The organism is Bradyrhizobium commune, assembly GCF_015624505.1.
Taxonomy (GTDB): domain Bacteria; phylum Pseudomonadota; class Alphaproteobacteria; order Rhizobiales; family Xanthobacteraceae; genus Bradyrhizobium; species Bradyrhizobium commune.
Genome location: NZ_CP061379.1, coordinates 5,231,707 through 5,256,117 on the forward strand (window position 1 = coordinate 5,231,707; position 24,411 = coordinate 5,256,117).

20 protein-coding genes are annotated in these 24,411 nt (G+C 64.6%); 8 read left to right on the forward strand and 12 right to left on the reverse strand.

The window, feature by feature from the left end:
• Positions 1-21 precede the first annotated feature (21 nt).
• Positions 22-1,296 carry an acyl-CoA dehydrogenase family protein gene (locus IC761_RS24660; protein WP_195799274.1) on the reverse strand — a complete coding sequence of 425 codons (1,275 nt, stop codon included), beginning with the start codon at positions 1,294-1,296 and terminating at the stop codon, positions 22-24.
• A gap of 210 nt (positions 1,297-1,506) precedes the next feature.
• Here IC761_RS24660 and IC761_RS24665 point away from each other — a divergent pair, with 210 nt between their 5' ends.
• Positions 1,507-2,286 (forward strand): enoyl-CoA hydratase-related protein, encoded by a 780-nt coding sequence (locus IC761_RS24665; RefSeq protein WP_195799276.1) that lies wholly within the window; start codon positions 1,507-1,509, stop codon positions 2,284-2,286.
• A 187-nt stretch (positions 2,287-2,473) separates the two neighbouring features.
• On the opposite strand, the gene IC761_RS24670 is transcribed toward IC761_RS24665, so the two are convergent.
• Genes IC761_RS24670 through IC761_RS24680 form a run of 3 tightly spaced genes read right to left on the reverse strand, consistent with a single transcriptional unit; the run spans position 2,474 to position 4,626 of the window.
• Positions 2,474-2,851 carry a DUF6285 domain-containing protein gene (locus IC761_RS24670; protein WP_195799278.1) on the reverse strand — a complete coding sequence of 126 codons (378 nt, stop codon included), beginning with the start codon at positions 2,849-2,851 and terminating at the stop codon, positions 2,474-2,476.
• Between the two features lie 3 nt (positions 2,852-2,854).
• Positions 2,855-3,841: a phosphotransferase family protein gene (locus tag IC761_RS24675; protein WP_195799280.1), complete on the reverse strand. Its 987-nt coding sequence runs from the start codon at positions 3,839-3,841 to the stop codon at positions 2,855-2,857.
• The gene (locus tag IC761_RS24680) at positions 3,838-4,626 is read right to left on the reverse strand and encodes an enoyl-CoA hydratase/isomerase (RefSeq protein WP_195799288.1); all 789 of its coding nucleotides are present in this window, start codon (positions 4,624-4,626) and stop codon (positions 3,838-3,840) included. Before IC761_RS24680 ends, IC761_RS24675 begins: the two co-directional genes overlap by 4 nt.
• A gap of 204 nt (positions 4,627-4,830) precedes the next feature.
• Here IC761_RS24680 and IC761_RS24685 point away from each other — a divergent pair, with 204 nt between their 5' ends.
• The 4 genes from IC761_RS24685 (at position 4,831) to IC761_RS24700 (ending at position 8,365) form a co-directional block, all read left to right on the forward strand.
• A complete protein-coding gene (locus IC761_RS24685) occupies positions 4,831-5,610 on the forward strand; it encodes an SDR family NAD(P)-dependent oxidoreductase (RefSeq protein WP_195799289.1) in 780 nt (259 codons plus the stop codon).
• Positions 5,611-5,721: 111 nt separating this feature from the next.
• A complete protein-coding gene (locus tag IC761_RS24690; RefSeq protein ID WP_195799290.1) occupies positions 5,722-6,102 on the forward strand; it encodes a VOC family protein in 381 nt (126 codons plus the stop codon).
• A 225-nt stretch (positions 6,103-6,327) separates the two neighbouring features.
• Positions 6,328-7,605: an acyl-CoA dehydrogenase family protein gene (locus IC761_RS24695; RefSeq protein ID WP_195799291.1), complete on the forward strand. Its 1,278-nt coding sequence runs from the start codon at positions 6,328-6,330 to the stop codon at positions 7,603-7,605.
• 142 nt (positions 7,606-7,747) lie between these two features.
• Entirely contained in the window at positions 7,748-8,365 is a 618-nt protein-coding gene (locus IC761_RS24700) for a flavin reductase family protein (protein WP_195799292.1), read from the forward strand.
• 38 nt (positions 8,366-8,403) lie between these two features.
• Here IC761_RS24700 and yghU read toward each other — a convergent pair whose 3' ends face one another.
• Positions 8,404-9,273 (reverse strand): glutathione-dependent disulfide-bond oxidoreductase, encoded by an 870-nt coding sequence (gene yghU, locus IC761_RS24705; protein ID WP_195799293.1) that lies wholly within the window; start codon positions 9,271-9,273, stop codon positions 8,404-8,406.
• A 115-nt stretch (positions 9,274-9,388) separates the two neighbouring features.
• The gene (locus tag IC761_RS24710) at positions 9,389-11,047 is read right to left on the reverse strand and encodes a flavin-containing monooxygenase (protein ID WP_195799294.1); all 1,659 of its coding nucleotides are present in this window, start codon (positions 11,045-11,047) and stop codon (positions 9,389-9,391) included.
• Between the two features lie 222 nt (positions 11,048-11,269).
• Between IC761_RS24710 and IC761_RS24715 the strand changes: the two genes are divergently transcribed.
• Entirely contained in the window at positions 11,270-12,403 is a 1,134-nt protein-coding gene (locus IC761_RS24715) for a nitronate monooxygenase (RefSeq protein ID WP_195799295.1), read from the forward strand.
• 118 nt (positions 12,404-12,521) lie between these two features.
• Complete coding sequence (locus IC761_RS24720) at positions 12,522-14,039, forward strand: acetyl-CoA acetyltransferase (RefSeq protein WP_195799296.1); 1,518 nt, start codon at positions 12,522-12,524, stop codon at positions 14,037-14,039.
• A gap of 104 nt (positions 14,040-14,143) precedes the next feature.
• Here the strand turns inward: IC761_RS24720 and IC761_RS24725 are convergent, their stop codons facing one another.
• From IC761_RS24725 to ltnD, 6 genes are all read right to left on the reverse strand, one after another.
• Positions 14,144-15,349, reverse strand: coding sequence for an efflux RND transporter periplasmic adaptor subunit (locus tag IC761_RS24725; protein ID WP_195799297.1), 1,206 nt, complete (start codon positions 15,347-15,349; stop codon positions 14,144-14,146).
• Positions 15,336-18,515: an efflux RND transporter permease subunit gene (locus tag IC761_RS24730; protein WP_195799298.1), complete on the reverse strand. Its 3,180-nt coding sequence runs from the start codon at positions 18,513-18,515 to the stop codon at positions 15,336-15,338. Before IC761_RS24730 ends, IC761_RS24725 begins: the two co-directional genes overlap by 14 nt.
• A 245-nt stretch (positions 18,516-18,760) precedes the next feature.
• Positions 18,761-20,452 (reverse strand): methyl-accepting chemotaxis protein, encoded by a 1,692-nt coding sequence (locus tag IC761_RS24735; protein ID WP_195799299.1) that lies wholly within the window; start codon positions 20,450-20,452, stop codon positions 18,761-18,763.
• Between the two features lie 163 nt (positions 20,453-20,615).
• Positions 20,616-21,893, reverse strand: a complete 1,278-nt coding sequence (gene otnK, locus IC761_RS24740) for a 3-oxo-tetronate kinase (protein ID WP_195799300.1) — start codon at positions 21,891-21,893, stop codon at positions 20,616-20,618.
• Entirely contained in the window at positions 21,890-22,672 is a 783-nt protein-coding gene (gene otnI, locus IC761_RS24745; RefSeq protein ID WP_195799301.1) for a 2-oxo-tetronate isomerase, read from the reverse strand. Before otnI ends, otnK begins: the two co-directional genes overlap by 4 nt.
• Before the next feature lie 12 nt (positions 22,673-22,684).
• Positions 22,685-23,602, reverse strand: coding sequence for an L-threonate dehydrogenase (gene ltnD, locus IC761_RS24750; RefSeq protein WP_195799302.1), 918 nt, complete (start codon positions 23,600-23,602; stop codon positions 22,685-22,687).
• Positions 23,603-23,707: 105 nt separating this feature from the next.
• Between ltnD and otnC the strand changes: the two genes are divergently transcribed.
• Positions 23,708-24,394: a 3-oxo-tetronate 4-phosphate decarboxylase gene (otnC, locus tag IC761_RS24755; RefSeq protein ID WP_195799303.1), complete on the forward strand. Its 687-nt coding sequence runs from the start codon at positions 23,708-23,710 to the stop codon at positions 24,392-24,394.
• Positions 24,395-24,411 lie beyond the last annotated feature (17 nt).

The window sequence follows — 24,411 nt, forward strand, 5'->3', positions numbered from 1 at the left end:
CCTACAAAACCGGCGCAAGCCTCAGTGCTTCCCCGGCCCCATATATCCGAACAAGAACCCCGCCACTTTCCGCATCTGGATTTCTTCGCTGCCTTCGGTGATGCGGTAACGCCGATGATGGCGGTAGATGTGCTCGAACGGCTTGTGGCGTGAATAGCCCATGCCGCCGTGGACTTGCATGGCGCGGTCGGCAGATTCGCAGCAGAGGCGGTTTGCAAAATAGTTGCACATGGAGACGCGGTCGGAGAGCGTGCGCTCGATCTGCTCCTCGGTGAGCTTGTCCATCTCCCACGCGGTCTTGCGGATCAAGAGGCGCAGCATCTCGGCTTGCGTCGCGAGCTCGACCAGCGGGAACTGGATCGCCTGGTTCTCGGCGAGCGGCCTGCCGAACGGTTTTCGCTCGCGTGCGTACTTCACACTCTCGTTGATGCAGTAGACGGCGGCGCCGAGCGAACTCGCCGCCTGGCGGATGCGATTCTGATGGACGAAACACTGTGCCAGCGACAGGCCGCGGCCGACCTCGCCGAACTGCGCATCCTCCGGCACGAACACATCCGTGAAGCTGACGCGCGGGTGATCGGTCGGCATGTTGAAGGTCCACATGTACTCCTCGACCTTCACGCCGTCGCTCCTGGCCGGCACCAGGAAGCAGGTGATGCCGCGCGCATCGCCGTCATTGCCGCTGGTTCGCGCGAACAGAGCGCAATGCGTGGCGACGTGCATGCCGGTGGTCCACATCTTCTCGCCATTGATGATCCAGCCCTTGACGTTGTCGCGGGTCGCCGGCACCGCGCGCGTTTCCATGTGAGTCGCGTCCGAGCCGTGATGCGGCTCGGTCAATCCAAACGTGATCCGGTACTTGCCCTTGATCGAACCGTCGATCATCGCCTTCTGGTCGTCGCGGCCGTAACGGTCGAGCATGGTCACGACGGGAAAATTGCCGACGATCGAGTGCTCGTTCTGAAGGTCATTGTGCAGGCCGAGGCCCTTCGCCGCAAAATGCTCGCGGATCACCGCCATCCAGAGGTTGGAGCCGTCCTTGCCGCCATACTCCTTCGGCACCGGAAAGCGCAGATGGCCGGCGGCGTCGGCGAGATCCTTGGCCTTGCGCAGCAGCGCTTCCCATTCATGGCGCGGCAGGCCGCCATTCTCGAAATCAGTGCGCGCCCACTCGCGGCGATGATCGAAGAAGCGGATGTTGTCGTCGGCTTCTTCCAGCGGCTTGATCTCGCGTTCGATGAAGCGGTCGAGCTCTCCGAGATAGGCGACGAGATCGGCAGGCAATGAGAAATCCACGGCTCTCTCCCGGATGATTTTATCGTTTTGCGTTAAGGCGCTAGGCGCGTTTCTGGTTCAATCGATTAAGGTGAGAAGAGCGCGGCCAAGTCAAGCAAAGCGAGGCGTGACGGCCACGCAAGGCGCGCCCGCGCAATTCGATGGCGCTCTTGCGCACACGCGCGCTAATATAACGCCAATATTCCTTCACGAGAAAATGCGGGAGCGACCATGGAGCTGAAATTCTCAAAGGTGGAACGCAAGGGGCCGATCACGATCGTCACGCTGTCGCGGCCGGAGGTCTACAACGCGCTGCACACCGACGCGCATTTCGAGCTCCAGAAGGTGTTCGACGATTTCGCGGCCGATCCCGAGCAGTGGGTGGCGATCGTCACCGGCGCCGGCGACAAGGCGTTCTGCGCCGGCAACGATTTGAAGTGGCAGGCGGCGGGCGGCAAGCGTGGCTGGGACAAGGGTGGTTTCGCCGGCCTCACTGCGCGATTCGACTGCGACAAGCCGATCATCGCCGCGGTCAACGGCGTCGCCATGGGTGGCGGCTTCGAGATCGCGCTCGCCTGCGACCTGATCATCGCGTCGGAGAACGCGACCTTCGCCCTGCCCGAACCGCGTGTCGGCCTCGCCGCGCTCGCCGGTGGCCTGCACCGGCTGCCACGCCAGATCGGCCTCAAGCGCGCCATGGGCATGATCCTCACCGCGCGCCATGTCAGTGCCAAGGAGGGCCATGAGCTCGGCTTCGTCAACGAAGTGGTGCCGCAAGGCGAGGCGCTCGCAGGCGCGTTGCGCTGGGCCGAGATGATCACCAAGAATTCGCCGATGTCGATCCGCGCCTCCAAGCAGACCATCCAGAAGGGCCTTGCGGTCTCGCTGGAGCAGGCGATCGATGAGCAGCGGGACTATCCGGCGGTGAAGGCGATGGCGGCTTCGCAGGATTATGTCGAGGGTCCGAAGGCGTTCTCGGAGAAGCGGCCGCCGAAATGGGTGGGGAAGTAGTTCCGCTTCTCTGGAAGACGGCCGCAGTAGCTCACCCGCGAGTCGTCCCGGCGAAGGCCGGGACCCATAGCCACAGGGAGGCGTTTGGCGAAGACTCGTTGTTCGGAACAACGACTTCGCAACATCGATAAATCACGCGGTATGGGTCCCGGCCTTCGCCGGGACGACTAAGAGGATAGACCGCCGTTCACCCGCCTCCCTCCAGCTCCCGCTTGTACGATGCATAGTTCGGCTGATCGACCGCGAGCTTGTCCATTGTGGTCGCCCAGAGGTGCTCGGCGAGACCCGGCGTTGCCAGGTCGACTTCGCCCTTGGCAATGCGCTCCGCGAGCGCGCGATTGAGATCCGTCACCGAGCCCTCCATGCCAAGCAGAGCGCGCAGGCGCTCCACCTCGCTTGCATCGCTCCCCTCCTCCCGCGTCAGCTGCCGGGTCACGAGGTCCAGGATGTTGATGGCGACACGCAGCTTGAAGGCCTGATGGCCGGAGATCAGCGGCGTGATGTCGTTGCGGAGAAAATCGGCAACTGACTTGGTCAGCTCGACCGGTGTCGGCTCGTCCTGCATGGTTCACCTCCCGCGCGGCGCCAGCAGCCGCAACAGATCGATCTCCGTCTCCGAAGCGCGACGGCCGATCATGGCACGCTCCATCGAATGGTCCGGGCCCTCGCGAAAACGCTGCATCATGCCGCCGCACATGATGCCCCAGCGCAGCGTGCCCATCACTTCCCAGAACTTGACGCGTGCTGGATCAATCTTGCGCCCCGCAGCTTCATAGCCGGCGAACATCTCCTCGCGCGAACCGAAGCCGCCGACGGGCTTGTCGATCTCGCCAAAGCGCCAGGAATTGACGCAGACCCAGCCGAGGTCCTCCATGGGATCGCCGAGATGGGCGAGCTCCCAGTCGAGCACCGCCCGGACGCCGTCTGAACCGATAATGAGATTGCCGTTGCGGAAATCGCCATGGACCAGCGTCGTCTCGGCTGAGGGGCCGGGATCGTGGTCGCGCAGCCAGCGCAGCGCCAGCTCGAACACCGGCTTCGGCCAGTTCAGGCTATGATAATCGCGGTCGAATTCAGAGATCTCCTGGGTCGCATTGCGGCTGCGCAACTCGGGCAATTTATCTTGCGGCAGCCTGTGCAGGCCCGCGAGCACGCCGCCGATCTGCCGTGCGAGGTGCGGCCGTGCGGCGGCGAATTCGTCATCGCGCAGGATCTTGCGCGCAATGGTCTCACCTTCGACCCGCTGCATGATGAAGCCGGTGCCGAGATCGTCATCGGCCGTCAGCACATGCATCACGCGCGGCGACGGTACGCCCGCTTCATACGCGAGCTGCATCAGCTGCGCTTCCGCAGCGAGACCAGCCGCGCGCGTTGGGGCTGCGCCATAGCCCTTCGGCGAGCGGCGCAGGATCGCGCCGACCGGCCCACCAGGATGCACGATATCGAAGCGCCAGGTTTCCTGGCTGGCGCCGCCCGATAGCCTTGCCGCGCCGGTGACGCCGGTCGCACCGGGGCACCAGCGCTGAACGCTGCGGGAAAGCTCCGCCTCGATCATTTGCCCTTGAACTGCGCCGGGCGCTTCTCCAGGAACGCGCCGACGCCTTCCCGGAAGTCCTGCGTGTCACCGGCCCGGAGCTGGCACTGGAATTCGAGATTGAGCTGGTCCTCGAACGAATTTTCCGGGCTGTCCCAATAGAGCTTGCGGATCAGCGACAGCGCAACCGTCGGGCCGCTCGCGAGATCGCGCGCGAGCTTCATCGCCTCCTCCATCAGCATCCCGTCATCATGGACGCGGTTGACGAGGCCCCATTCCAGCGCCTTCTCGGCCGGCAGCCGCTCGCCCATCAGCGACAATTCGACCGAGCGCGCCTTGCCGATCAGACGCGGCAGCAGCCAGGTTGAACCGCAATCCGGCACGAGGCCGATGCGACGGAACGCTTGCAGAAAGTAAGAGGACCGCGCGCACAAAATCATGTCGCCGAGCAGCGCGAAGCTCATGCCGGCGCCGGCAGCCGGGCCGTTGACCGCGGTGACGATCGGGCAATGAAGGTTGCGGATACGACGCAGGAACGGATGAAAGCCGGTCTCGAGCGTCATGCCGGCCTTGGTCTTCTTCGACTGGCTGTTGCGGCCCTGGAGATTCGCACCGGTGCAGAACGCGCGCCCCGCACCGGTCAGCACCACGCAGCGCACCTCGTCCTTCTTCTCCTCGATCTCGTCGAGCGCGTCGGCGAGGCCACCCAGCATGTCCACCGAGACCGCGTTCATCACCTCCTGATGGTCGAGCTTGAGGATTGCGACCGCACCATCGAAATCGAGCGTGACGTGTTTGAACTGCATGGTTTCCTCGTCAGTTGCGGCCTGCGTCAGTTTCGCAGACCGGAATTCGTTTTTGCCGGGGCGCATATTTGATTTTTGGCGCGGTCTTGTCCATGGTGGGATGAGCATACCCCACCGTCATATCGCATGATCTTGCGCGCACCGGCTGACGCGCGGCATTCCAAAAAACCTTGCCAAGAACCCTTGCCCAAAACAGGAAACGCCATGAACCTTTTCGATCTCACCGGCCGCGTCGCCGTGATCACCGGCGGCAACGGCGGTATCGGGCTCGGCATCGCGCAGGCGCTGGCCGGCCAGGGCTGCAACGTCTCGATCTGGGGCCGCAATGCTGACAAGAACGAGGCTGCTGCCGCGAGCATGGCGGGGCTGTCGGGCAAGGTCGATAGCCGCGTCTGCGACGTCACCGATCCGGCGTCCGTCAACGCGGCGATGAAGGCCACACTCGATACTTTCGGCCGCGTCGACGGCTGCTTCGCCAATGCCGGCATCGGCGGCGGTGGAAGGCGCTCCTTCATCGAGCGCACCGAAGAGGAATGGCGCACGATGTTTGCGACCAATCTCGACGGCGTGTTCCACGCCTTCCAGGCTGCCGCAAGACACATGACGGAGCGCGCCAATGCCGGCGATCCCTTCGGCCGGCTGGTCGCGACATCGAGCCTCGCCTCGATCTTCGGCACTGCGCGCAACGAGCATTACGCGGCAACCAAGGCCGCGATCAACGCGCTGGTGCGCGCGCTCGGCGTCGAGCTCGCCCGCCATGGCGTCACCGCGAATGCGATCCTGCCGGGCTGGATCAAGAGCGACATGACCGCAGGAATCATGGCCAACGAAAAATTCGTCGCCAACGTGATGCCGCGCATTCCGCAGCGCCGCTTCGGCGAGGCATCCGATTTCGGCGGCATTGCCGTGTATCTCATGAGCAAGGCATCGTCGTATCACACGGCAGATACGTTCGTGATCGACGGCGGCTATACGGCATTTTGAGTCTCGTAGCCCGGATGGAGCGAGGCGTAATCCGGGATTCTAGAAAGCAAGCAAGACCCGGATTTCGCTGCGCTCCATCCGGGCTACAAATCATACTGAGGGGATAGGGCAATGTTCTCCCACATCATGATCGGCACCAACGACCTCGACAAGGCCAAGGCCTTCTACGACAATTTGCTCAGCACGCTCGAGGTGCGACCGGCCAAGGTCGATGGCCACCGCATCTTCTACTTCACCAAGACCGGCATTTTCTCGGTGACGAAGCCGATCAACGGCGAGCCGGCGACCTGCGCCAACGGCGGCACCATCGGCTTTGCCGCAAACTCGCCTGAGCAGGTCGACAGGTGGCACGCCGCAGGCGTCGCCGCCGGCGGAACGCCGATCGAGAATCCGCCCGGCATCCGCGAGGGTGCGGGAAACAAGCTCTATCTCGCTTATTTGCGCGACCTCGACGGCAACAAGATCTGCGCGATGCATCGGATGCCGAGCTAGATCGGCACGCACAATCGTAGCCCGGATGGAGCAAAGCGTAATCCGGGGTTGCGCTCCATCCGGGCTACACATCATCCCAGCCGGCAGCATTCAAACAACATTTCAAACGCCCTCGCGAAATTCCATCGCATGGCATGGGTCGTGTGAGAAAATGCGCGCTCGCGCTTTGGCCGCGCTGCGTCTATTCTCCGGCGCAACGCGATCTCAGTGACCCCGGGAGGAACAATGACAAAGCATGCCTACATACCCCGCACCACCAACTACACTCTCAATCCCGGCGACGAGCTCAACGACCTCCGCATGTCGGACCAGGTCCGGCCGCTCTATGACCATGTGAAGAAGTTCATCCGCGACACCGTCGAGCCGATGTCGATCGAATTCGCCAAGGCGGGCGAAGGCAAGGAAGACCGCTGGAGCTTTACGCCGAAGCAGCTCGAAGTGCTCGAGGTCGCCAAGAACAAGGCGAAGAAGGAAGGCCTCTGGAACTTCTTCCTGCCCGATGACGAAACCGGCCAGGGCCTGAAGAATCTCGATTACGCCTATATCGCCTCCGAGCTCGGCAAGAGCCCGCTGGCCTCAGAGACCATGAACTGCTCGGCGCCCGACACCGGCAACATGGAGGTGCTGGAGCGCGTCGGCACCAAGGAGCAGAAGGAGAAGTGGCTGAAGCCGCTGATGAACGGCGAGATCCGCTCGGCCTATGTCATGACCGAGCCGAACGTCGCCTCCTCCGACGCCAAGAACATCTCGACCACAGCAAAGCTGGTCGGCGATGAATGGGTCATCAACGGCGAGAAGTACTACATCTCCGGCGCCGGCGATCCCCGCTGCAAGATTCTCATCGTGATGGTGAAGACCAATCCGGACGCCGCGCCGAGCAAGCAGCAGTCGCAGATCCTGGTGCCGCGCGATGCGCCGGGCGTCGAGGTGCTCGGGCCCATGTACGTGTTCGGCCAGGATCACGCGCCGCGCGGCCACATGCACATGCGCTTCAACAATGTACGCGTGCCGAAAGAGAACATGCTGCTCGGCGAAGGCCGCGGCTTCGAGATCTCGCAGCTCCGGCTTGGACCGGGCCGCATCCATCACTGCATGCGCACCATCGGCAAGGCCGAGAAGGCGCTCGATCTGATGGTGCAGCGTGGCCTCACCCGCGAAGCCTTCGGCAAGAAGATCGCCCATCTCGGCGGCAACATGCAGATCATCGCGCAGGCGCGCTGCGAGATCGAGGCGATGCGGCTGATGGTGCTGAAGGCCGCGAAGGCTATGGACGTGCTCGGCAACAAGGAGGCCCGCGTCTGGGTCTCCATGGTGAAGGCCATGGTGCCGGAGCGGGCCTGCAAGATCATCGACCAGTCCATCCAGATGCACGGCGCCACCGGCATCTCGCACTGGACCCCGCTCGCCGAGATGTACCAGGATGTGCGGCATCTGCGCTTCGCCGATGGCCCGGACGAGGTGCACTGGATGGTGGTCGGCCGCCACGAGCTGAGCATGGCGTGATCCGCCCCTCGGGGAGAGCCATAGGGTGGGCAAAGGCGCGCGCTTCGCGCGCCGTGCCCACCAATCGCAACATGGCAAGAAGTGGTGAGCACGCTTCGCTTTGCCCACCCTACAAGACTACCCGCGAGGCACAGGAGCCCCCATGGACTACGCCGCCAGCGACCTGACGCCACGCGAGCGCTACAAGGTCCTGACCTCCTTCATCCTGCCGCGGCCGATTGCGTGGGTGACGTCAGTTGGGCCGACCGGCGTCGTCAATGCCGCACCGTTCAGCTTCTTCAACGCGTTCTGCGAGGATCCGCCGCTGTGCATGTTCGCGGCCAACCGCAAGCCCAACGGCCAGGACAAGGACACTTTCCTCAACATCCAGCGCACCGGCGAGTTCGTGGTCAACATCGCCGATGAGCCGCTGGCGAGGGCCATGCACGAATCCAGCGGCGATTTTCCGCCCGAGATCGGCGAGCCCGATTATCTCGGGCTGAAGCTCGCCCCATCGAGCAAAATCGCGGTGCCCCGGCTCGCCGACGCGCCTTGGGCGATGGAGTGCAAGCTCTGGAAGCTGATCGACGTCAACGACGATCGCCGGCTGATCATGGGCGAAGGCATCCACTTCCACATCCGCGACGAGCTGTGGGACCACGAGGCGATGCGGGTTCACATGGATCGCTATCACCCGATCGGCCGCATGTTCGCCGACCGCTACTGCCGCACCGATGACCGCGTGGTGTTTCCCGCGGCCGAGGGTGCGAGGAAATCGTAGGGCGGACTACGCCTGCGGCTCTAATCCGCTCTATAAGCTCACGTCGCCGGCGCGACCTTGTCCTGCGTCTTGGTCTCGAAATCGCTGGCGTCGTGGCGCTCGTGGAGCTGGCTGGCGGGATCGCCGGAGATTCGGTTGACCATGCGGCCGCGCTTCACGGCCGGGCGCTTGGCGATCTGATCGGTCCAGCGCTGCACGTTCTTGTAGTCCTGCACCGAGAGGAATTCGCCCGCGCCATAGACCAGCCCCTTGGCGAGCGCACCGTACCAGGGCCAGGTCGCCATGTCGGCGATCGTATACTCGGCACCGCCGAGATACTCGTTGTCGGCGAGGCGACGGTCGAGCACGTCGAGCTGCCGCTTCACCTCCATGGCATAGCGGTTGATGGCGTATTCGATCTTGGTCGGCGCATAGGCATAGAAATGACCGAAGCCGCCGCCAAGGAACGGCGCGCTACCCATCTGCCAGAACAGCCAGGACAGGCATTCCGCCCGCGCCTGACCGCTGGTCGGCAGGAAGGCACCGAATTTTTCCGCGAGGTGAACCAGGATTGCGCCGGACTCGAACACCCGGACCGGCGTCGGTCCGCTGCGATCCACCAGCGCCGGAATCTTCGAATTCGGATTGACCCCGACGAAGCCGCTGCCGAACTGGTTGCCGTCGATCTTGATCAGCCAGGCGTCGTATTCCGCGCCGCCGTGGCCGGCGGCCAGCAACTCCTCGAACATCACCGTGACCTTCACCCCGTTCGGGGTCGCCAGCGAATAGAGCTGGAAGGGATGCTTGCCGACCGGCAGTTCCTTGTCGTGGGTGGGACCGGCGATCGGGCGGTTGATGCTGGCGAACTGCCCGCCGCTCTCCTTGTCCCAGGTCCAGACTTTGGGCGGCACGTAAGAGGTGTCGGTCATGCGAGGGGCTCCGGCGGAAAGATGCGCCTGCATTAATTAGCCCGGGAATGGCCGATGACAAGCCCTGCCCGCTCTGCGTCCGGCGCGGGCCTCTAGCTCGTGTCATGCGTTCGGCCTAACCCGTCACCGCCCTGCGCGACCGGACCTCGGCCTCCATCACGAATCCCTCATATCCCTTCGCCGCGACCTCGTCGCAGATCCGCCGGTAGACGCCGACGCCGCCGATATAGGGCATGAAGATGCGCGGCTTGCCGGGGATGTTGGCGCCCATGTACCAGGAATTGGCCTGCGGATAGAGCGTTCCGGCGGCGACCTCGTTGACATGGGCGACCCATCTCTCCTCGGCTTCGCTTCCCGCCTCGATCGTGGCCATGCCCTGCCGCCGCAGGTGGACGAGGCCGTCGGCGATCCAGTCGACGTGCTGCTCGATCGACACGATCATGTTCGACAGCACCGACGGGCTGCCCGGCCCGGTGATGATGAAGAGGTTCGGGAAGCCCGCGCTCATCAGCCCGAGATACGTCTTCGGGCCTTCCGCCCATTTCTGGTTCAACGTCTGGCCGTCGCGGCCGCGAATGTCGATCTTCGCGACGGACCCGGTCATGGCGTCGAACCCGGTCGCCATCACCAGCGTATCGACCTCGTGATCCGTCCCTGCGACGCGCACGGCGTTCGCGGTGACCTCTTGAATCGGATTGGCCTTGATGTCGACCAGCGAGACGTTCGGCCGGTTGAAGGTCGCGAAATAATCGGTGTCGATGCAGATGCGCTTGGTGCCGATCGGATGGCTGTTGGGCTGGAGCAGCTTTGCGGTCGCGGGATCCCTCACGATCTCGGCGATCTTGCTGCGGACGAAATCGGCGGCCGTATCGTTCGCCGTCCGGTCAAGGCCGAGATTGTTGTAGGCGTACATGAAGGTGAGCCCGCCGCGCTCCCAGCGCGCATCGTACTTGCCTCGCCTGGTCATGTCACTGTCGTCGAACGCACCGCGATCGGGCTGCTCCGCATAGATGCCGTTGCGCGCGACCTCACGCGCGAAGCGGCGGATCTCCGGATAGTTCTTCCGAAACGTCTCGCGTTCCTCGTCGGTCAGCGTCGCATTGCGGGCGGGAATCGAGAAATTTGCCGTGCGCTGAAACACGGTGAGCTGCCTGGCCTGTTCGGCGATGATCGGGGCGGACTGAATGCCGGACGATCCGGTGCCGATCAGGCCGACGCGCTGACCGGTGAAGTCGACAGGCTCATGCGGCCAGTTGCCGGTGTGATAGACGGGGCCTTTGAAGCTCTCGAGGCCCTTGATCTCAGGCTTGCGCGCGTTGGAGAGGCAGCCGGTGGCGAGCACGACGAACCGTGCTTCGACCTCGCGACCGCCTGACATCGTCACTAACCAAATGTTCGTGCGCTCGTCGAACACGGCGCGCTCGATGCGGGTGTCGAACTGGATGTCGCGGCGCAGGTCGAAGCGGTCGGCGACGTGGTTGGCGTATTTCAAGATCTCTGCTTGCGGCGCGTAACGCTCGCTCCACTGCCATTCCTGCTGGAGCTCTTCAGAGAACGAGTAGGAATACTGCATGCTCTCGACATCGCAGCGCGCGCCGGGATAGCGATTCCAGTACCAGGTGCCGCCGACGCCATCGCCCTGTTCGTAGACCCTTGCCGAGAAACCAAGCCCGCGCAGGCGGTGCAGCATGTAGATGCCGGCAAAGCCTGCGCCGACGACGACCACGTCATAGGCTTCGGTGGACTCGGCCGGGCTTGCTTGTGGTGGCGACATCGGTTGGCGCTCCCTGATCGTTTTCTGTTGTTGTGATCCAGCATTCTCTCACGTTCGCGAAAGCGCAAGAGGCTTATCGGCAGCCCCTGCCCCGCTTTATTTTGCGCGACGGAATGGATCGTGACGCAACATGACGCCTGCGCGCAAGATGCGCGTGGGGATCCGGCATGGCATCGCAAACGACGATGGGCTAGCGTCGTCGAAGGCCGCCGGGAGAGGACCATGAAATCGCCGATCTGCGACATGCTGGGCATCGAGTTCCCGCTGCTCGCCTTCAGCCATTGCCGCGACGTCGTTGCCGCCGTCAGCCGCGCCGGCGGCTTTGGCGTGCTCGGCGCCACCGTGCATACGCCGGATACGCTCGAACGCGAGCTGAAATGGATCGACGATCACGCCGACGGCAAGCCCTATGGCATCGACGTGCTGATCCCCGAGAACATCTCGACGGCCGGGGAGAAGGACGTCACCTGGAAGAGCCTCGAGGCGCGGGTGCCGCAAGAGCACCGCAACTATACGCGCAATCTCCTGAAGAAGTACGACATCGAGCTCACGACGACGAGCGTCGATGACAACCAGCCGCAGCCGTTCGATGCGCAGACAGCGCTGGAGCTGCTGGAGGTCTCCTTCAATCATCCGATCCGGCTGATCGCCAATGCACTGGGCGTGCCGCCGAAGGCGATGATCGAGATGGGCAGGAAGCACAACGTGCCGGTGGCGGCGCTGGTCGGCGCCAAGGAGCACGCGCTGCGCCAGGTCGCAGCCGGCGTCGATATCCTTGTGGTGCAGGGCACCGAAGCCGGCGGCCATTGCGGCGAGGTCTCGACCATGGTGCTGGTGCCGGAGGTGATCAAGGCGATCAAGAAGATCCGCGACGTTCCGGTGCTGGCGGCTGGCGGCATCATGACCGGGCGGCAGATGGCGGCCTGCATGGCGATGGGCGCGGCCGGCGCCTGGACCGGCTCGGTGTGGCTCGCGACGGTGGAAGCCGAGACCACGGAAATTTTTCGCGAGAAGATGATCGCGGCCTCCTCGCGCGATGCGATCCGCTCGAAGGGCCGCACTGGAAAACCTGCACGTCAGCTCCGCTCGGTTTGGACCGATGCCTGGGACCGCGCGCCGGAGAGTCCGGGCGCGCTGCCGATGCCGCTGCAAAGCATCATCAGTCGCGACGCCTTCAACTCGATCGATCGCGCGGCGGCCGCCGGCAACGCCAAGGCGCGCGATCTCGTCAGCTATTTCGTCGGCCAGGGCGTCGGGCTGATCGACAGCGTGAAGTCGGCGGGCGCCGTGGTGCAGGAGTTCAAGGAAGAGTTTGCCGAAGCCGTCGAGCACATGAATGCGCTGGTGGCGGAGTGACAACCACATCGTCATTGCGAGCGAAGCGAAGCAATCCAGGCTGCCTCCGCGGAACGATATCTGGATTGCTTCGCTTCGCTCGCAATGACGAAAACAACCGATATCGTGAACCGAGACTATGACTGACAATACCAACATCCCCGAAGACCGCATCCCCGTCATCGTCGGCATCGGCGAGATCGTCGACCGCCCCAGGGAGATCACCGAGGGCCTCGAGCCGCTCGATCTGCTCGAACAGGCGCTGCGGCGCGCGGAGCAGGATACAGGCGCAAGGCTGCTTGGCGAGGTGCAGTCGCTCGACGTCGTCAACTTCCTGAGCTGGCGCTATCGCGATCCGGAGAAGATTTTGGCGCAACGCCTCGGCATTTCGCCCGCGCACTGCTATTACGGCCCGGTCGGCGGCGAGAGCCCGATCCGCTACATCGACGAAGCCGCCAAGCGCATTGCGCGCGGCGAATGCACGGTGGCGGCGGTCTGCGGCGCGGAGGCGCAGTCGACCGCGACCAAGGCGGAGCGCGCCGGCTCAAAACTGCCATGGACGCCGTTTGCGCACGACGTCGAGGAGCCGAAGCGCGGCGCGGCATTCCAGAAGCCGCTTGCTGTGAAGCTTGGCGTCTTCCGGCCCGTCACGGTCTATCCGTTTTATGAGGCCGCCTCCTCTGCCCGTTGGGGCCAGACGCCGCATGAAGCCATGGCGGAGTCAGGTACGTTGTGGTCGCGCTATTCGGAAGCTGCCGCGCAAAATCCAAATGCCTGGCTGAAGCGGCGCTATGCGCCCGACGAGATCACGACGCCGACGGCGGACAACCGCCTGATTGCGTGGCCCTACAACAAGCTGATGGTCGCCAATCCCAGCGTCAACATGGGCGGCGCATTGCTGCTCACCAGCCTTGCCAGGGCGCGCGCGGCCGGCATTGCCGAGGACAGACTGGTCTATCCCCTCGGCGGCGCCTCGGCGGAAGAGCCGCGCGACTATCTCCTGCGCGACCAGTTCTACGAGAGCCATCCGCAGAACGCGGTGCTGAACGCCGTCATGGATCTCGCCGGCGGCGACGGCAAGAAATTCGACGCGATCGAGCTCTATAGCTGCTTCCCCTGTGTGCCCAAGATGGCGCGGCGGACGCTGGGTCTTTCCGCCGACGTGCAGCCGACCGTGACCGGCGGCCTCACTTTCTTCGGCGCGCCGCTCAACACCTACATGACGCACGCGGCCTGCGCGATGGTGCGGCGTGTGCGCGGTGGCGCCGGGCTCGGCCTGCTCTACGGCCAGGGCGGCTTCGTCACCAAGCATCATGCGCTCGTGGTGTCGAAGACTCCTCCGCGCGAGGCGCTGGCGCAGGAGACGAGCGTCCAGGCCGAGGCCGACCGCAACAAGCGCGCGGTGCCGGACTTCGTCACGGAGGCTTCAGGCAAGGGCAAGGTGGAGAGTTTTACGGTGCTCTACGGGCGCGCCGGCGATATCGAGCACGGCGTGGTCATGCTTCGCACGGCGGATGACCGGCGCACGCTGGCGCGGATTCCGGCGGGCGATACGACGACGCTGGCGCATCTGTTGAACATGGAGAAGACGCCAGTCGGCTCGCTCGGCGAGATCGCGATGGCCTCCGACGGCGTGCCGGAGTGGCGGGTGGCTTGATCTCGTAGGGTGGGCAAAGGCGCTCTTGCGCCGTGCCCACCACCTTTTCCGCGATCACGTCAAATGGTGGGCACGCTTCGCTTTGCCCACCCTACAAGACCCCCTCAGCCCTTTGGCGCCTGCGGCTCCGACGCCGTCGCCGGCTTGCCCTTCGCAGCGGCACCGCCGACAACGTGCACCTGATCGCCATCGGAGAGGCCATCCGGCGGCGCGGTGATGACGCGATCATCGGGCGCGATCCCCGAGGCGAGCTCGATCTCGCGGCCGAGGTCGCGGGCAATCGTCACGGTCTTGAACTGCACCCTGTCGTCGGCGCCGACGGTCGCAACGCGCAGGCCGCTGCCGTTGAAGATCAGGGCGCTGGCGGGAATGCTGAGCGGGGCCGTATCGCGTTGGAGGCTGAGCTTGACGCTGGCATAGCCGCCGGGCATCAGCTCGCCGCTGGAATTGTCCAGCCCAAGCTGCATACGCGTCGTGCCCGACGCCACGTCGACGGCCTGAGACGAAGCTTCCACCGTCGCCTGGAAGGTTCGGTTCGGGTATTCCGGCATCACCATAGTGGCCTTGGCGCCGATCTTGATCGCCGGCACGTAGTTCTGGGGCACATTGACGTAGACGCGCAGTTTGGTGATGTCGGAGACCACGAACATCGCCGGGCCGGCCCCGCCGCCGGCATTGATCAGCGCGCCGACGTCGGTGTCGCGCGCGGTGACCACGCCGTCGAATGGCACGGTGATCTTCTTGTAGCCGGCGAGCGCTTCAAGCCGCTCGACATTGGCCTGGCCCGAATGAACGGCGGCGTTCTTGTTGGAGAGATCGGCGGTGCGCTCGTCGATTTCCTGGGCGGAGACGAAATTGGAGGCGACCAGCGTCTTGCGCCGGTTCAGGGTTGCCTCCGACAGCCTGGCGCTGGCTTGCTGGCTGGCAAGGTCGGCGCGGGCCTGCAAGAGCTGCTGGTCGAGGTCGGGCGCCTCGATCTCGGCGATCACCTGGCCGGCCTTGACGCGGGCGCCGATATCGGCGCTCCAGCTTTTGAGGTAGCCGGAGACACGGGCGAAGATCGGGGCGCGGTAATAGGCCTCCAGCCGCCCCGGCAGGTCGATGGTGGCGTTAAGGGATTTTGCGTTGGGCTGGGTCACAGCGACGCTGGGAACGGCCTGGTCGTCGGTCCATTCCTTCAGCTTGGAGCCCTGGTCCTCGCGGGCGCGGATGCCGGTGCCGACCACGAGGCCTGCCGCAATCAGCGCCACCACGCCGAAAATGCCCAGTTTCCGGTGCGACACCGGGGAGCGGGGTTCAGTGGGCGACATGCGGAGTCTCCAAAGGGGCGGCGGCTTTGGCGCCTTGTTTCTTGTGTACCATACTGAACACCACGGGAACAAACATCAGCGTGGCGAAGGTTGCAAAGATCAGGCCGCCGATCACGGCGCGGCCAAGCGGCGCGTTCTGCTCGCCGCCCTCGCCCAGGCCCAGTGCCATCGGCGCCATGCCGATGATCATGGCGAGCGCGGTCATCAGCACCGGGCGGAAGCGGACGAAGCCAGCCTCCAGCGCCGCCGCGACGGGATCGCCGAGCTCCTCGTAGCGCTCGCGGGCGAAGGAGATCACGAGCACGCTGTTGGCGGTGGCCACACCCATGCACATGATGGCGCCGGTGAGCGCCGGCACCGACAGCGTGGTCTCGGTCGTGAACAGCATCCAGACGATGCCGGCAAGGGCTGCCGGCAGCGCGGTGATGATCACGAACGGATCGGACCAGGATTGGAAGTTCACGACGATCAAGAGATAGATCAACACCACGGCGCCGAGCAGGCCGAACAGCAGACCGCTGAAGGCGCTATTCATGGTCTGCACCTGGCCGAGCAGCACCACGGACGAGCCCTTCGGCACCTCCTTGGCGGTCTCGGCCATCAGCTGGCGGATGTCATTGGACACCGCGCCGAGGTCGCGGCCCGACGTCGTCGCAAAGATCTGCACCAGCGACTGGATGTCGTATTGCGACACCACCGCGCTCGAGGTCGAGCGCTTGATATCGGCGATGCCGCCGAGGATCGGCGACTGCGAATTGCCGGCCGCCGTGATCGGCAGCGTCTGGAGCGCGCTGAGCGAATCGATCTGGTATTGCGGCGTCTGCATCACGATGGAGTAGGACACGCCGTTATCCGGATTGAGGTAGTAGGTCGGCGCCACCTGCGAGGAGCCGGCGAGGTTGACCACGAGGCTGTTGGTGACGTCGCGCTCGGTCAGGCCGACATATTGCGCGCGGGTGCGGTCGACATCGATGTTGAAGGTCGGATTGCTCGGCGATTGCTGGATACGCGCATCCGCAATGCCGGGAATCCGCCGGACCTTGGCCAGCAGCCTGTTGGCATAGGCGAAGTTGGCCTCGAGATTGGCGCCGCGGATTTGCAGGTCGATCGGCGCCGGCGCGCCGAAATTCAGGATCTGGCTGACGATGTCGGCCGGCAGGAAGGCGAAGCTGACGCCCGGAAACAGCCGTGGCAATTGCTCGCGCAGCACCTTCACGTGCTCTTCGGTCGGCTTGTGGCCCTCCTTGAGCTTGATCTGGATGTCGCCATCCTGCGGGCCGATCACACCGGTGTTGTTGTAGGTCATGTTGATGCCGGAGATCGGCATGCCGATGTTGTCGGTCAGCGTCTCGATCTCGCCGGGGATCAGCTTGCGGATCGCCTTCTGCACGTCGGCGAACTGGTTGGCGGTCTCCTCGACGCGGGTGCCGACCTGGGTGCGGACATGCATCAGGATGTTGCCGGCATCGACCGCGGGGAAGAAGTTGCGGCCGAGGAACGGCACCAGCGCGAAGGACGCACCGACCACGCAGAGGAAGCCGATCACGAACACCGCGCGGTGCGCCAGTGCGAGCCCGAGGAAGTTATGGTAGCCGCCGCGGATCCGCTCGAACCGGGCCTCGAAGCCGCGCTGAAACCAGACGAACGGATTGCGCGACTTCGGCGGTTCACCCTCGTGATGGACATGCGCCTGCAAGAGGTAATTCGCCATGGTCGGCACCAGCGTGCGCGACAGGATGAACGACCAGATCATCGCGAACATCACGGCTTCGGCCATCGGCACGAACAGGAAGCGCGCGACTCCGGAGAGGAAGAACATCGGCACGAACACGATGCAGATGCAGAGCAGCGAGACGAAGGCCGGCGTCACGATCTGGTTGGCGCCGTCGAGGATCGACTGCTCGACCGGCTTGCCCTGCTCGAGATGGTAGTTGATGTTCTCGATCGTCACCGTGGCATCGTCGACGAGGATGCCGACCGCGAGCGCAAGGCCGCCGAGCGTCATGATGTTCAGCGTCTCGCCGATCGCCGACAGCATGATGATGGCGCCCAGCACGGAGAGCGGGATCGAGACCGCGATGATGACGGTCGAGCGCCAGCTGCCGAGGAACAGCAGGATCATGACGCTGGTGAGCAGTGCGGCGATCACACCTTCGAAGGCCACGCCCTGGATCGCGCCGCGGACGAACACGGACTGGTCGCCGATGAAACCGATCTTCAGCGCATCCGGCATCTGGTCCTTGACGTCGATCACCTTCTGCTTGATGCCGGCGATGATATCGAGCGTCGAGGTCGCGCCCGCCTTCAGCACCATCATCAGCACCGAGCGGTTGCCGTCGACATGGACGATGTTGGTCTGCGGCGGATTGCCGTCGCGCACGGTCGCGACATCGCGGACATAAACCATCGCGCCGTTGACGGTCCTGATCGGCAGATTGCCGAGCTCGTCGATCCGAAGCGGCGAGTTGTTGAGCTGGATGTTGTACTCGAACTGGCCGATCTTCTGGGTGCCGACCGGCGTGATCAGGTTTTGGGCGGCCAGCGCGTTGGCGACGTCCTGGCCGGAGAGGCCGCGGGCCTGGAGCGCGGTCGGGTCGAGGTCGATCTGGATCTGGCGCTGCTTGCCGCCGAACGGATACGGGATCGCGGCACCAGGCACGGTGACGAGCGGCGTGCGCAGCTGGTTGATGCCGATGTCGGCGAGGTTCTGCTCGGTCAGACCATCGCCCGACAGCGCCACCTGGATGATCGGCACGGTCGAAGCCGAGTAATTCAGGATCAAGGGCGGCGTCGCGCCCGGCGGCATCTGCTTCAGCAGCGTCTGTGAGATCGCGGTGACCTGGGCGTTGGCGGTGCGGATGTCGACGGTCGGCTGGAAGAAGATCTTGATGATGCCAAAGCCGTTATAGGAATTGGCGGTGATGTGCTCGATGTCGTTGACCGTCGTCGTCAGCGCCCGCTGGAACGGCGTGGTGATGCGGCCGGACATCTGGTCCGGCGGCAGGCCGGTATACTGCCAGACCACGCCGATCACGGGGATGCGGATGTCCGGGAAGATGTCGGTCGGCGTCCGCAGCGCTGCGAGCGGTCCGATGATCAGGAGCAGGAGCGCGAGCACGACAAACGTGTAGGGTCGGCTCAGGGCAATACGGACCAGAGCAATCATTCGTCAGGCAATTCCAAAACGGGGGACAGGGAACACGCCCCCACGGTTTCCCTCAGCCCATTTACCCGAACACCGCCAAAATGGCCAACGATGCCGGGTCACGCGCGGTCAATTCCCTGCTATCGCACTGCGAAATCGCATTCCAGATATGCAGCCTCGACCTGAAGATGACCGAGACGGCTTTCAGCCATGTAAAAAGGCGGCGCCCTGAGGCGCCGCTTTCAAAATCGTTTCTGTTTCCCGGCTCAAGCCGCCCGGACGTTGGTCAAGAACTTGCTGACCTCAGTCTTTAGTCGGGTGCTGTCGTTCGACAGCATCTGCGCCGCCGACAGCACCTGTGAGGAGGCGGTACCGGTCTCGGTCGCGCCGCGCTGCACGTCGGTGATGTTGGAGGAGACCTGCTGGGTGCCCTGGGCCGCCTGCTGGACGTTACGCGCGATCTCCTGGGTGGCCGCGCCCTGCTCTTCCACCGCGGCCGCGATGGCCGAGGAGATTTCCGACAGGCGCTCGATGGTCGAGGAGATCTCCTTGATCGCGCCGACCGAATCGTTGGTCGCCGCCTGGATGCCGGAGATCTGCTGGCCGATCTCGCCGGTCGCCTTCGCGGTCTGCTCGGCGAGCGCCTTCACTTCGGAAGCGACCACCGCGAAGCCGCGGCCGGCTTCACCGGCGCGCGCCGCCTCGATGGTGGCGTTCAGCGCCAGCAAATTGGTCTGGCCGGCAATGGTGTTGATCAGCTCGACGACGTCGCCGATGCGGGAGGCCGCCTTGGACAGCTCGCTGACGCGCTCGGTGGTGGCACGGGCCTGGCCGACGGCGTCGCCGGCCATCCGCGCCGATTCCTGCACCTGACGGCTGATCTCGCCGACCGAGGAGGCCATCTCTTCGGTGGCCGAAGCCACCGACTGGACGTTGGTGGAGGCCTCTTCCGAGGCCGCGGCAACCGTGGTCGCCATCCGCTGCGAGCGGTCGGCGCTCGAGGTCAGCGTCGAGGCGGAGGCTTCGAGCTCGGTCGAGGCCGACGACACGGTCTGGACGATCTCGCCGATCATCGCTTCGAATTCGCGGGTGATGTTGTCGACGCGACGGCCGCGCTCGATCTTGGCTTCGGCATCGGCCGCAGCGGCCTCGTCGGCCGCCTTCTTGGCGATCAGCGCCTCCTTGAAGATCTGGAGCACGTCGGCCATGGCGCCGATCTCGGTCTTCTCGCCGCGGTGCGGCACCTCCGCGGAGAGGTCGCCCTTGCCCAGCGCCTGCATCGGCCGGGTGATCGAATCGATGCCGCTGGAGACATCGTGGACGAGATAGAAGCCGACGCCGATGCCGACAACAACGGCGGCTCCGAGGATCATCGCAACCAGCATGAAGGCGTAATAATAGGTGTCGGAAGCGTCCGCGGAGGCCTGATCGCCACCCTTGGTGTTGAGCTCGATGTCCTTGGCCAGGATGGCGTCGGCCTCGAGCCCGATCTTGTTGACCGTCTTGGTGTTCAGCTCGTGCGCCTCGTGCGGGATCTTGCCGGCCTCCTGACGCGACAGCGCCATAACCTCCTGGGTACCCTTCTTGTAGTCATCCCAGGTCTTGGACCACTGGTTGTAGAGCGCGCGCTCCTCGGGCGAGGTGATCATCCCCTCGTAGGACCTGCGGAACTTGGTGTTGGCCTCGACCACGGTCGCGAGCGTCTTCTCCGCTGCGAGCTTCTCCTCCAGCGTCTCCGCCAGCATGTGCTCGCGAATGACGTTGCGGTAGGTGATGACGCCGGCCCGGAGGTCGCCAATCACGCGCACGCTGGGCATCCAGCTCGTGGTGATGTCGACCGTGTTGGTATTCATCGACCGCATCTTCATGACGGCGAGCAGGCCCATGCCGGACATCGCGACCAGTAGGAACGCCACGACACTGATGATCTTGGCGCGGATGGAGATCTTGGCGAGCATAACAGGTCTCTTTTTGCTGGGCGCGGTCGCGCGTCCCTAAATGAGTCAACCAAAGGGGCGGCGCCGACATCCAACAACAAAGCGACTGAGCAGTTGTTAACTACGACTCCGTACGAGTACGGAACCTTAAAGAAGTGAACGAGGGACTAAGAATGTCCTGCGCTCAGCGCATGAGCCCAAGCGCATCCGAGAAAAATTCCGGCCCACCGAAATTTCCCGACTTCAAAGCGAGCAGCATGTCGCCGCTCGTGCCCCCTACTGCGCGCAAGACCGGGACGCCGGCAGCTATCTCTGCGCCGACCAGAAACCCGGGAATCCTCAACCGGTCAACGACAGCGCCGGAGGTCTCACCGCCGGCGACGACCAAACGTCGCACCCCCGATTTCACGAGATTTTCTGCGATATCGGCCATCGTCTGCTCGATCGCGTGCCCCGCCGCGTCGCGGCCGTGGCGCGCCTGGAGTGCGGCAACCTGATCCGGCGTCGCGCTCGATGCGATCAGCACCGGACCTTCGGCCAGTCTCGGGCTCGCCCAGTCCAGGGCGCGCTGCGCCTCGCCCACTCCCGTAAGAATACGGTCCGGATCGAGATGGAGCACCGGCATGGCGCGCTCAGCGCTGGCGATCTGATGAAGCGTCGCCTGCGAGCAGCTTCCCGCAAGGCATGCCGCCGGCCCGCCGACCGCGGCACCGGGCCCGCCGCTTGCCGCGGTCGATTTGATCTTGCCCGTCGAGACCAGCGCGCGCGCCAGCCCCAGGCCGATGCCGGAGGCGCCGACCGACAGCCGATGCTGGGCGGCAACGAGGCCGATGGTCTCGAGGTCGCGATCGAACACGGCGTCAATGATCGCAGCGCCAATACCCTTGCCGGCAAGCTCGGCAACACGCGCCCGCACGGCGTCCGCCCCACGCGTGACGGTGGCGAGGTCAACGAGGCCGATCTGCGTCCTGCTCTGGCGCGCCAGCACGCGCACCAGGTTGGAATCGCGCATCGGGTTGAGCGGATGGTCCTTCAGCGAGCTCTCGTTCAGCGGCACGGCGCCGACGAACAGATTGCCCTGGTAGACGGTGCGTCCGGTCTCCGGGAAAGCCGGCGTCACCAGCACGGCGGCCTCGCCACAATCGGCGCGCAGCGCATCCATCACCGGGCCGATATTGCCGACATCGGTGGAATCGAAGGTCGAGCAGATCTTGAACAGCACGTGGCCCGCGCCGCGGCTGCGCAGCCATGTCTCGGCGGCGCGCGAGCGCGAGACGGCAAGCCCCGCCCCGATCGAGCGGCTCTTCAGCGACACCACGACGGCGTCGACCTCGGGCAGCGCGAGATCGTCCGCGGGTACGCCGATGGTCTGCACCGTGCGCAGGCCGGCGCGCGTCAGCGTGTTGGCGAGGTCGGAGGCGCCGGTATAGTCGTCGGCGATACAGCCCAATGCGAGCGTCACGGCTTCACTCCCGCATAGGGCTTGAACCAGGCAAGGCCATCATTGGTCTTGCCACGCGGATTGTACTCGCAGCCGACGAAGCCGGCATAGCCGAGCCGGTCGAGCTCGGCGAACAGGAACGGATAGTTCAGTTCCTCACCATCGGGCTCATTGCGCGAGGGAATGCTGGCGATCTGGATGTGACCGATGATCGGCATCATCTCGCGCAGCCGCATGGTGACGTCGCCATGGATGATCTGGCAGTGATAGATGTCGAACTGGAGCTTCAGGTTCGGAAGCCGCAACTCCTGGATCAGGTCGCGGGCGAAACCGAAATCGTTGAGGAAATAGCCGGGCACATTGCGTGCATTGATCGGCTCGATCACGATGTCGATGCCGTGCGGCGCGAAGAATTCCGCCGCCCACGCCACCGACTTGTAGAAAGCCTCGATCGCGACACGCTCGCCGCGATTGGCGATGCCGGCCATCAGATGCAGGCGCTTGACACCGGTGGCCTTGGCGTAAGGCAGCGCCGTCTCCAGGCTCGCCTTGAGATCGGCGAAGCGCGCCGGCAGCGCGGCAAAGCCCTTCTCGCCGGCATTCCAGTCGCCCGGCGGCAGGTTGAACAGCGCCTGGGTCAGGCCGTTGCGCTTGAGCCGCTCGCCGACCGCTTCGGCCGGATGCTCATAAGGAAAGAGAAACTCGACGGCGGTGAAGCCGGCCTCGGCGGCCGCATCGAAGCGGTCGAGGAACGGCACCTCGGTGAACATCATCGAGAGGTTGGCGGCGAAACGGGGCATTGGAATCCTCTTCTACTTGTCGCCGGGAAGTTTGACGCCGGTGACCTGCGCATACATCCGCGCCACCGAGGCGTCATCGTCGCGGCCCATGCCGGCGGCTGATGTCATCAGGAACATCTGGAGCGCTGCGGCGGACACCGGCACCGGAAATCTGGCGCTGCGTGCCATGTCCTGGATGATGCCGAGGTCCTTGACGAAGATCTCGACCGCACTGCGCGGCGTGTAGTCGCCATCGAGCACATGCGGCATGCGGTTCTCGAACATCCAGGAATTGCCGGCCGACGCCGTGATCACCTCATAGACCTTGCGGATGTCCAGGCCCTGCTTGGCCGCGAACGCGATCGCTTCCGAGGCGGCAGCAATATGCACGCCGGCGAGAAGCTGGTTGATCATCTTGAACGCGGCGCCCTGCCCTGCGGCGTCGCCGAGCTCGTAGAGCTTTGCAGCCATGGCATCGAGCGCGGGCCGCGCTTTTGCAAATGCCACCGGACTACCGGAAGCGAGGATCGTCAGCTCGCCTTGCGCCGCGCGCTGCGCGCCGCCGGAGATCGGTGCATCCAGATAGTGCCGGCCGGTCGCCTCGATCTGTTTTGCGAGTCGACGAGCCACATCTGGATCCATCGTGGCGGAGGACACGAACACGCTGTCCTTCGGCATGGTCTCGGCGACGCCATCCTTGCCGAACAGGATGGTCTCGGTCTGCGCGGCATTGACGACGACGCTGACGACAATGTCGGCGCCCTTGGCTGCTTCGGCCGGCGTCTTCGCGCCCGCGCCGCCGTCCTTGACGAAGCGCGCCACGGCATCGGCCGAGACGTCGCAGCCGGTCACGGCATGGCCGGCACGCTTCAGCGAGGTCGCCATGCCAAAGCCCATCGAGCCGAGCCCGATGATTGCGATGCGCTGATTCTGTGGCGGAGAGGCGGACATGCAACTGATCCTTGCGAACGTTTCCCGGACGGCCGGCCTTGGCGGCGGCTCACTGACCCGAATAACACGGCTTGGCCGCGCTGCCAAAGCGTGAGACAAAAAGGCATGACGGCCATGAGAACTGAAACGAGCAACGAGACAAGGCTGCGTGAGGACATCTGCCGCTTCGGACGCTCCCTGTTCGAACGCGGGCTGACGCCGGGCTCCTCCGGCAATATCAGCGTCAAGCTCGATGACGGCGGCTGGCTGGTGACGCCAACCAACGCCTCGCTCGGCTTTCTCGATCCGGCGAAGCTCTCACGGTTGGACGATCAGGGCCGGCTGGTGTCGGGCGATGCCCCGACCAAGGAAGTTCCGCTTCACACCGCGCTCTATGACACGCGCGGCAGCGCACGCGCGATCGTGCATCTGCACTCGACCCATTCGGTCGCGCTCTCGATGCTGCCCGAGATCGACCCGCGCGCCGCGCTGCCACCGATGACGGCCTATTACCTGATGAAATGCGGCGCCACCGCGCTTGTGCCCTATTACCGCCCCGGCGATCCCGCGGTGGCGGACGCGATCAAGGGGCTGGCGGGGAAATACTCGTCCGTGCTGCTCGCCAATCACGGCCCGGTCGTTGCCGGCGATACGCTGGAGGCCGCGGTGTTCGCGACCGAGGAGTTGGAAGAGACGGCGAAGCTGTATCTGCTGCTGCGCGGGATGAACCCGCGCTATCTGTCGCCGGAGCAGGTAACGGATCTGGTGAAAGTATTCGGAGTGGCGTTGCCGGAGCATGGGCACCGGCATTGAGCCCCCGGCTCTCGCCT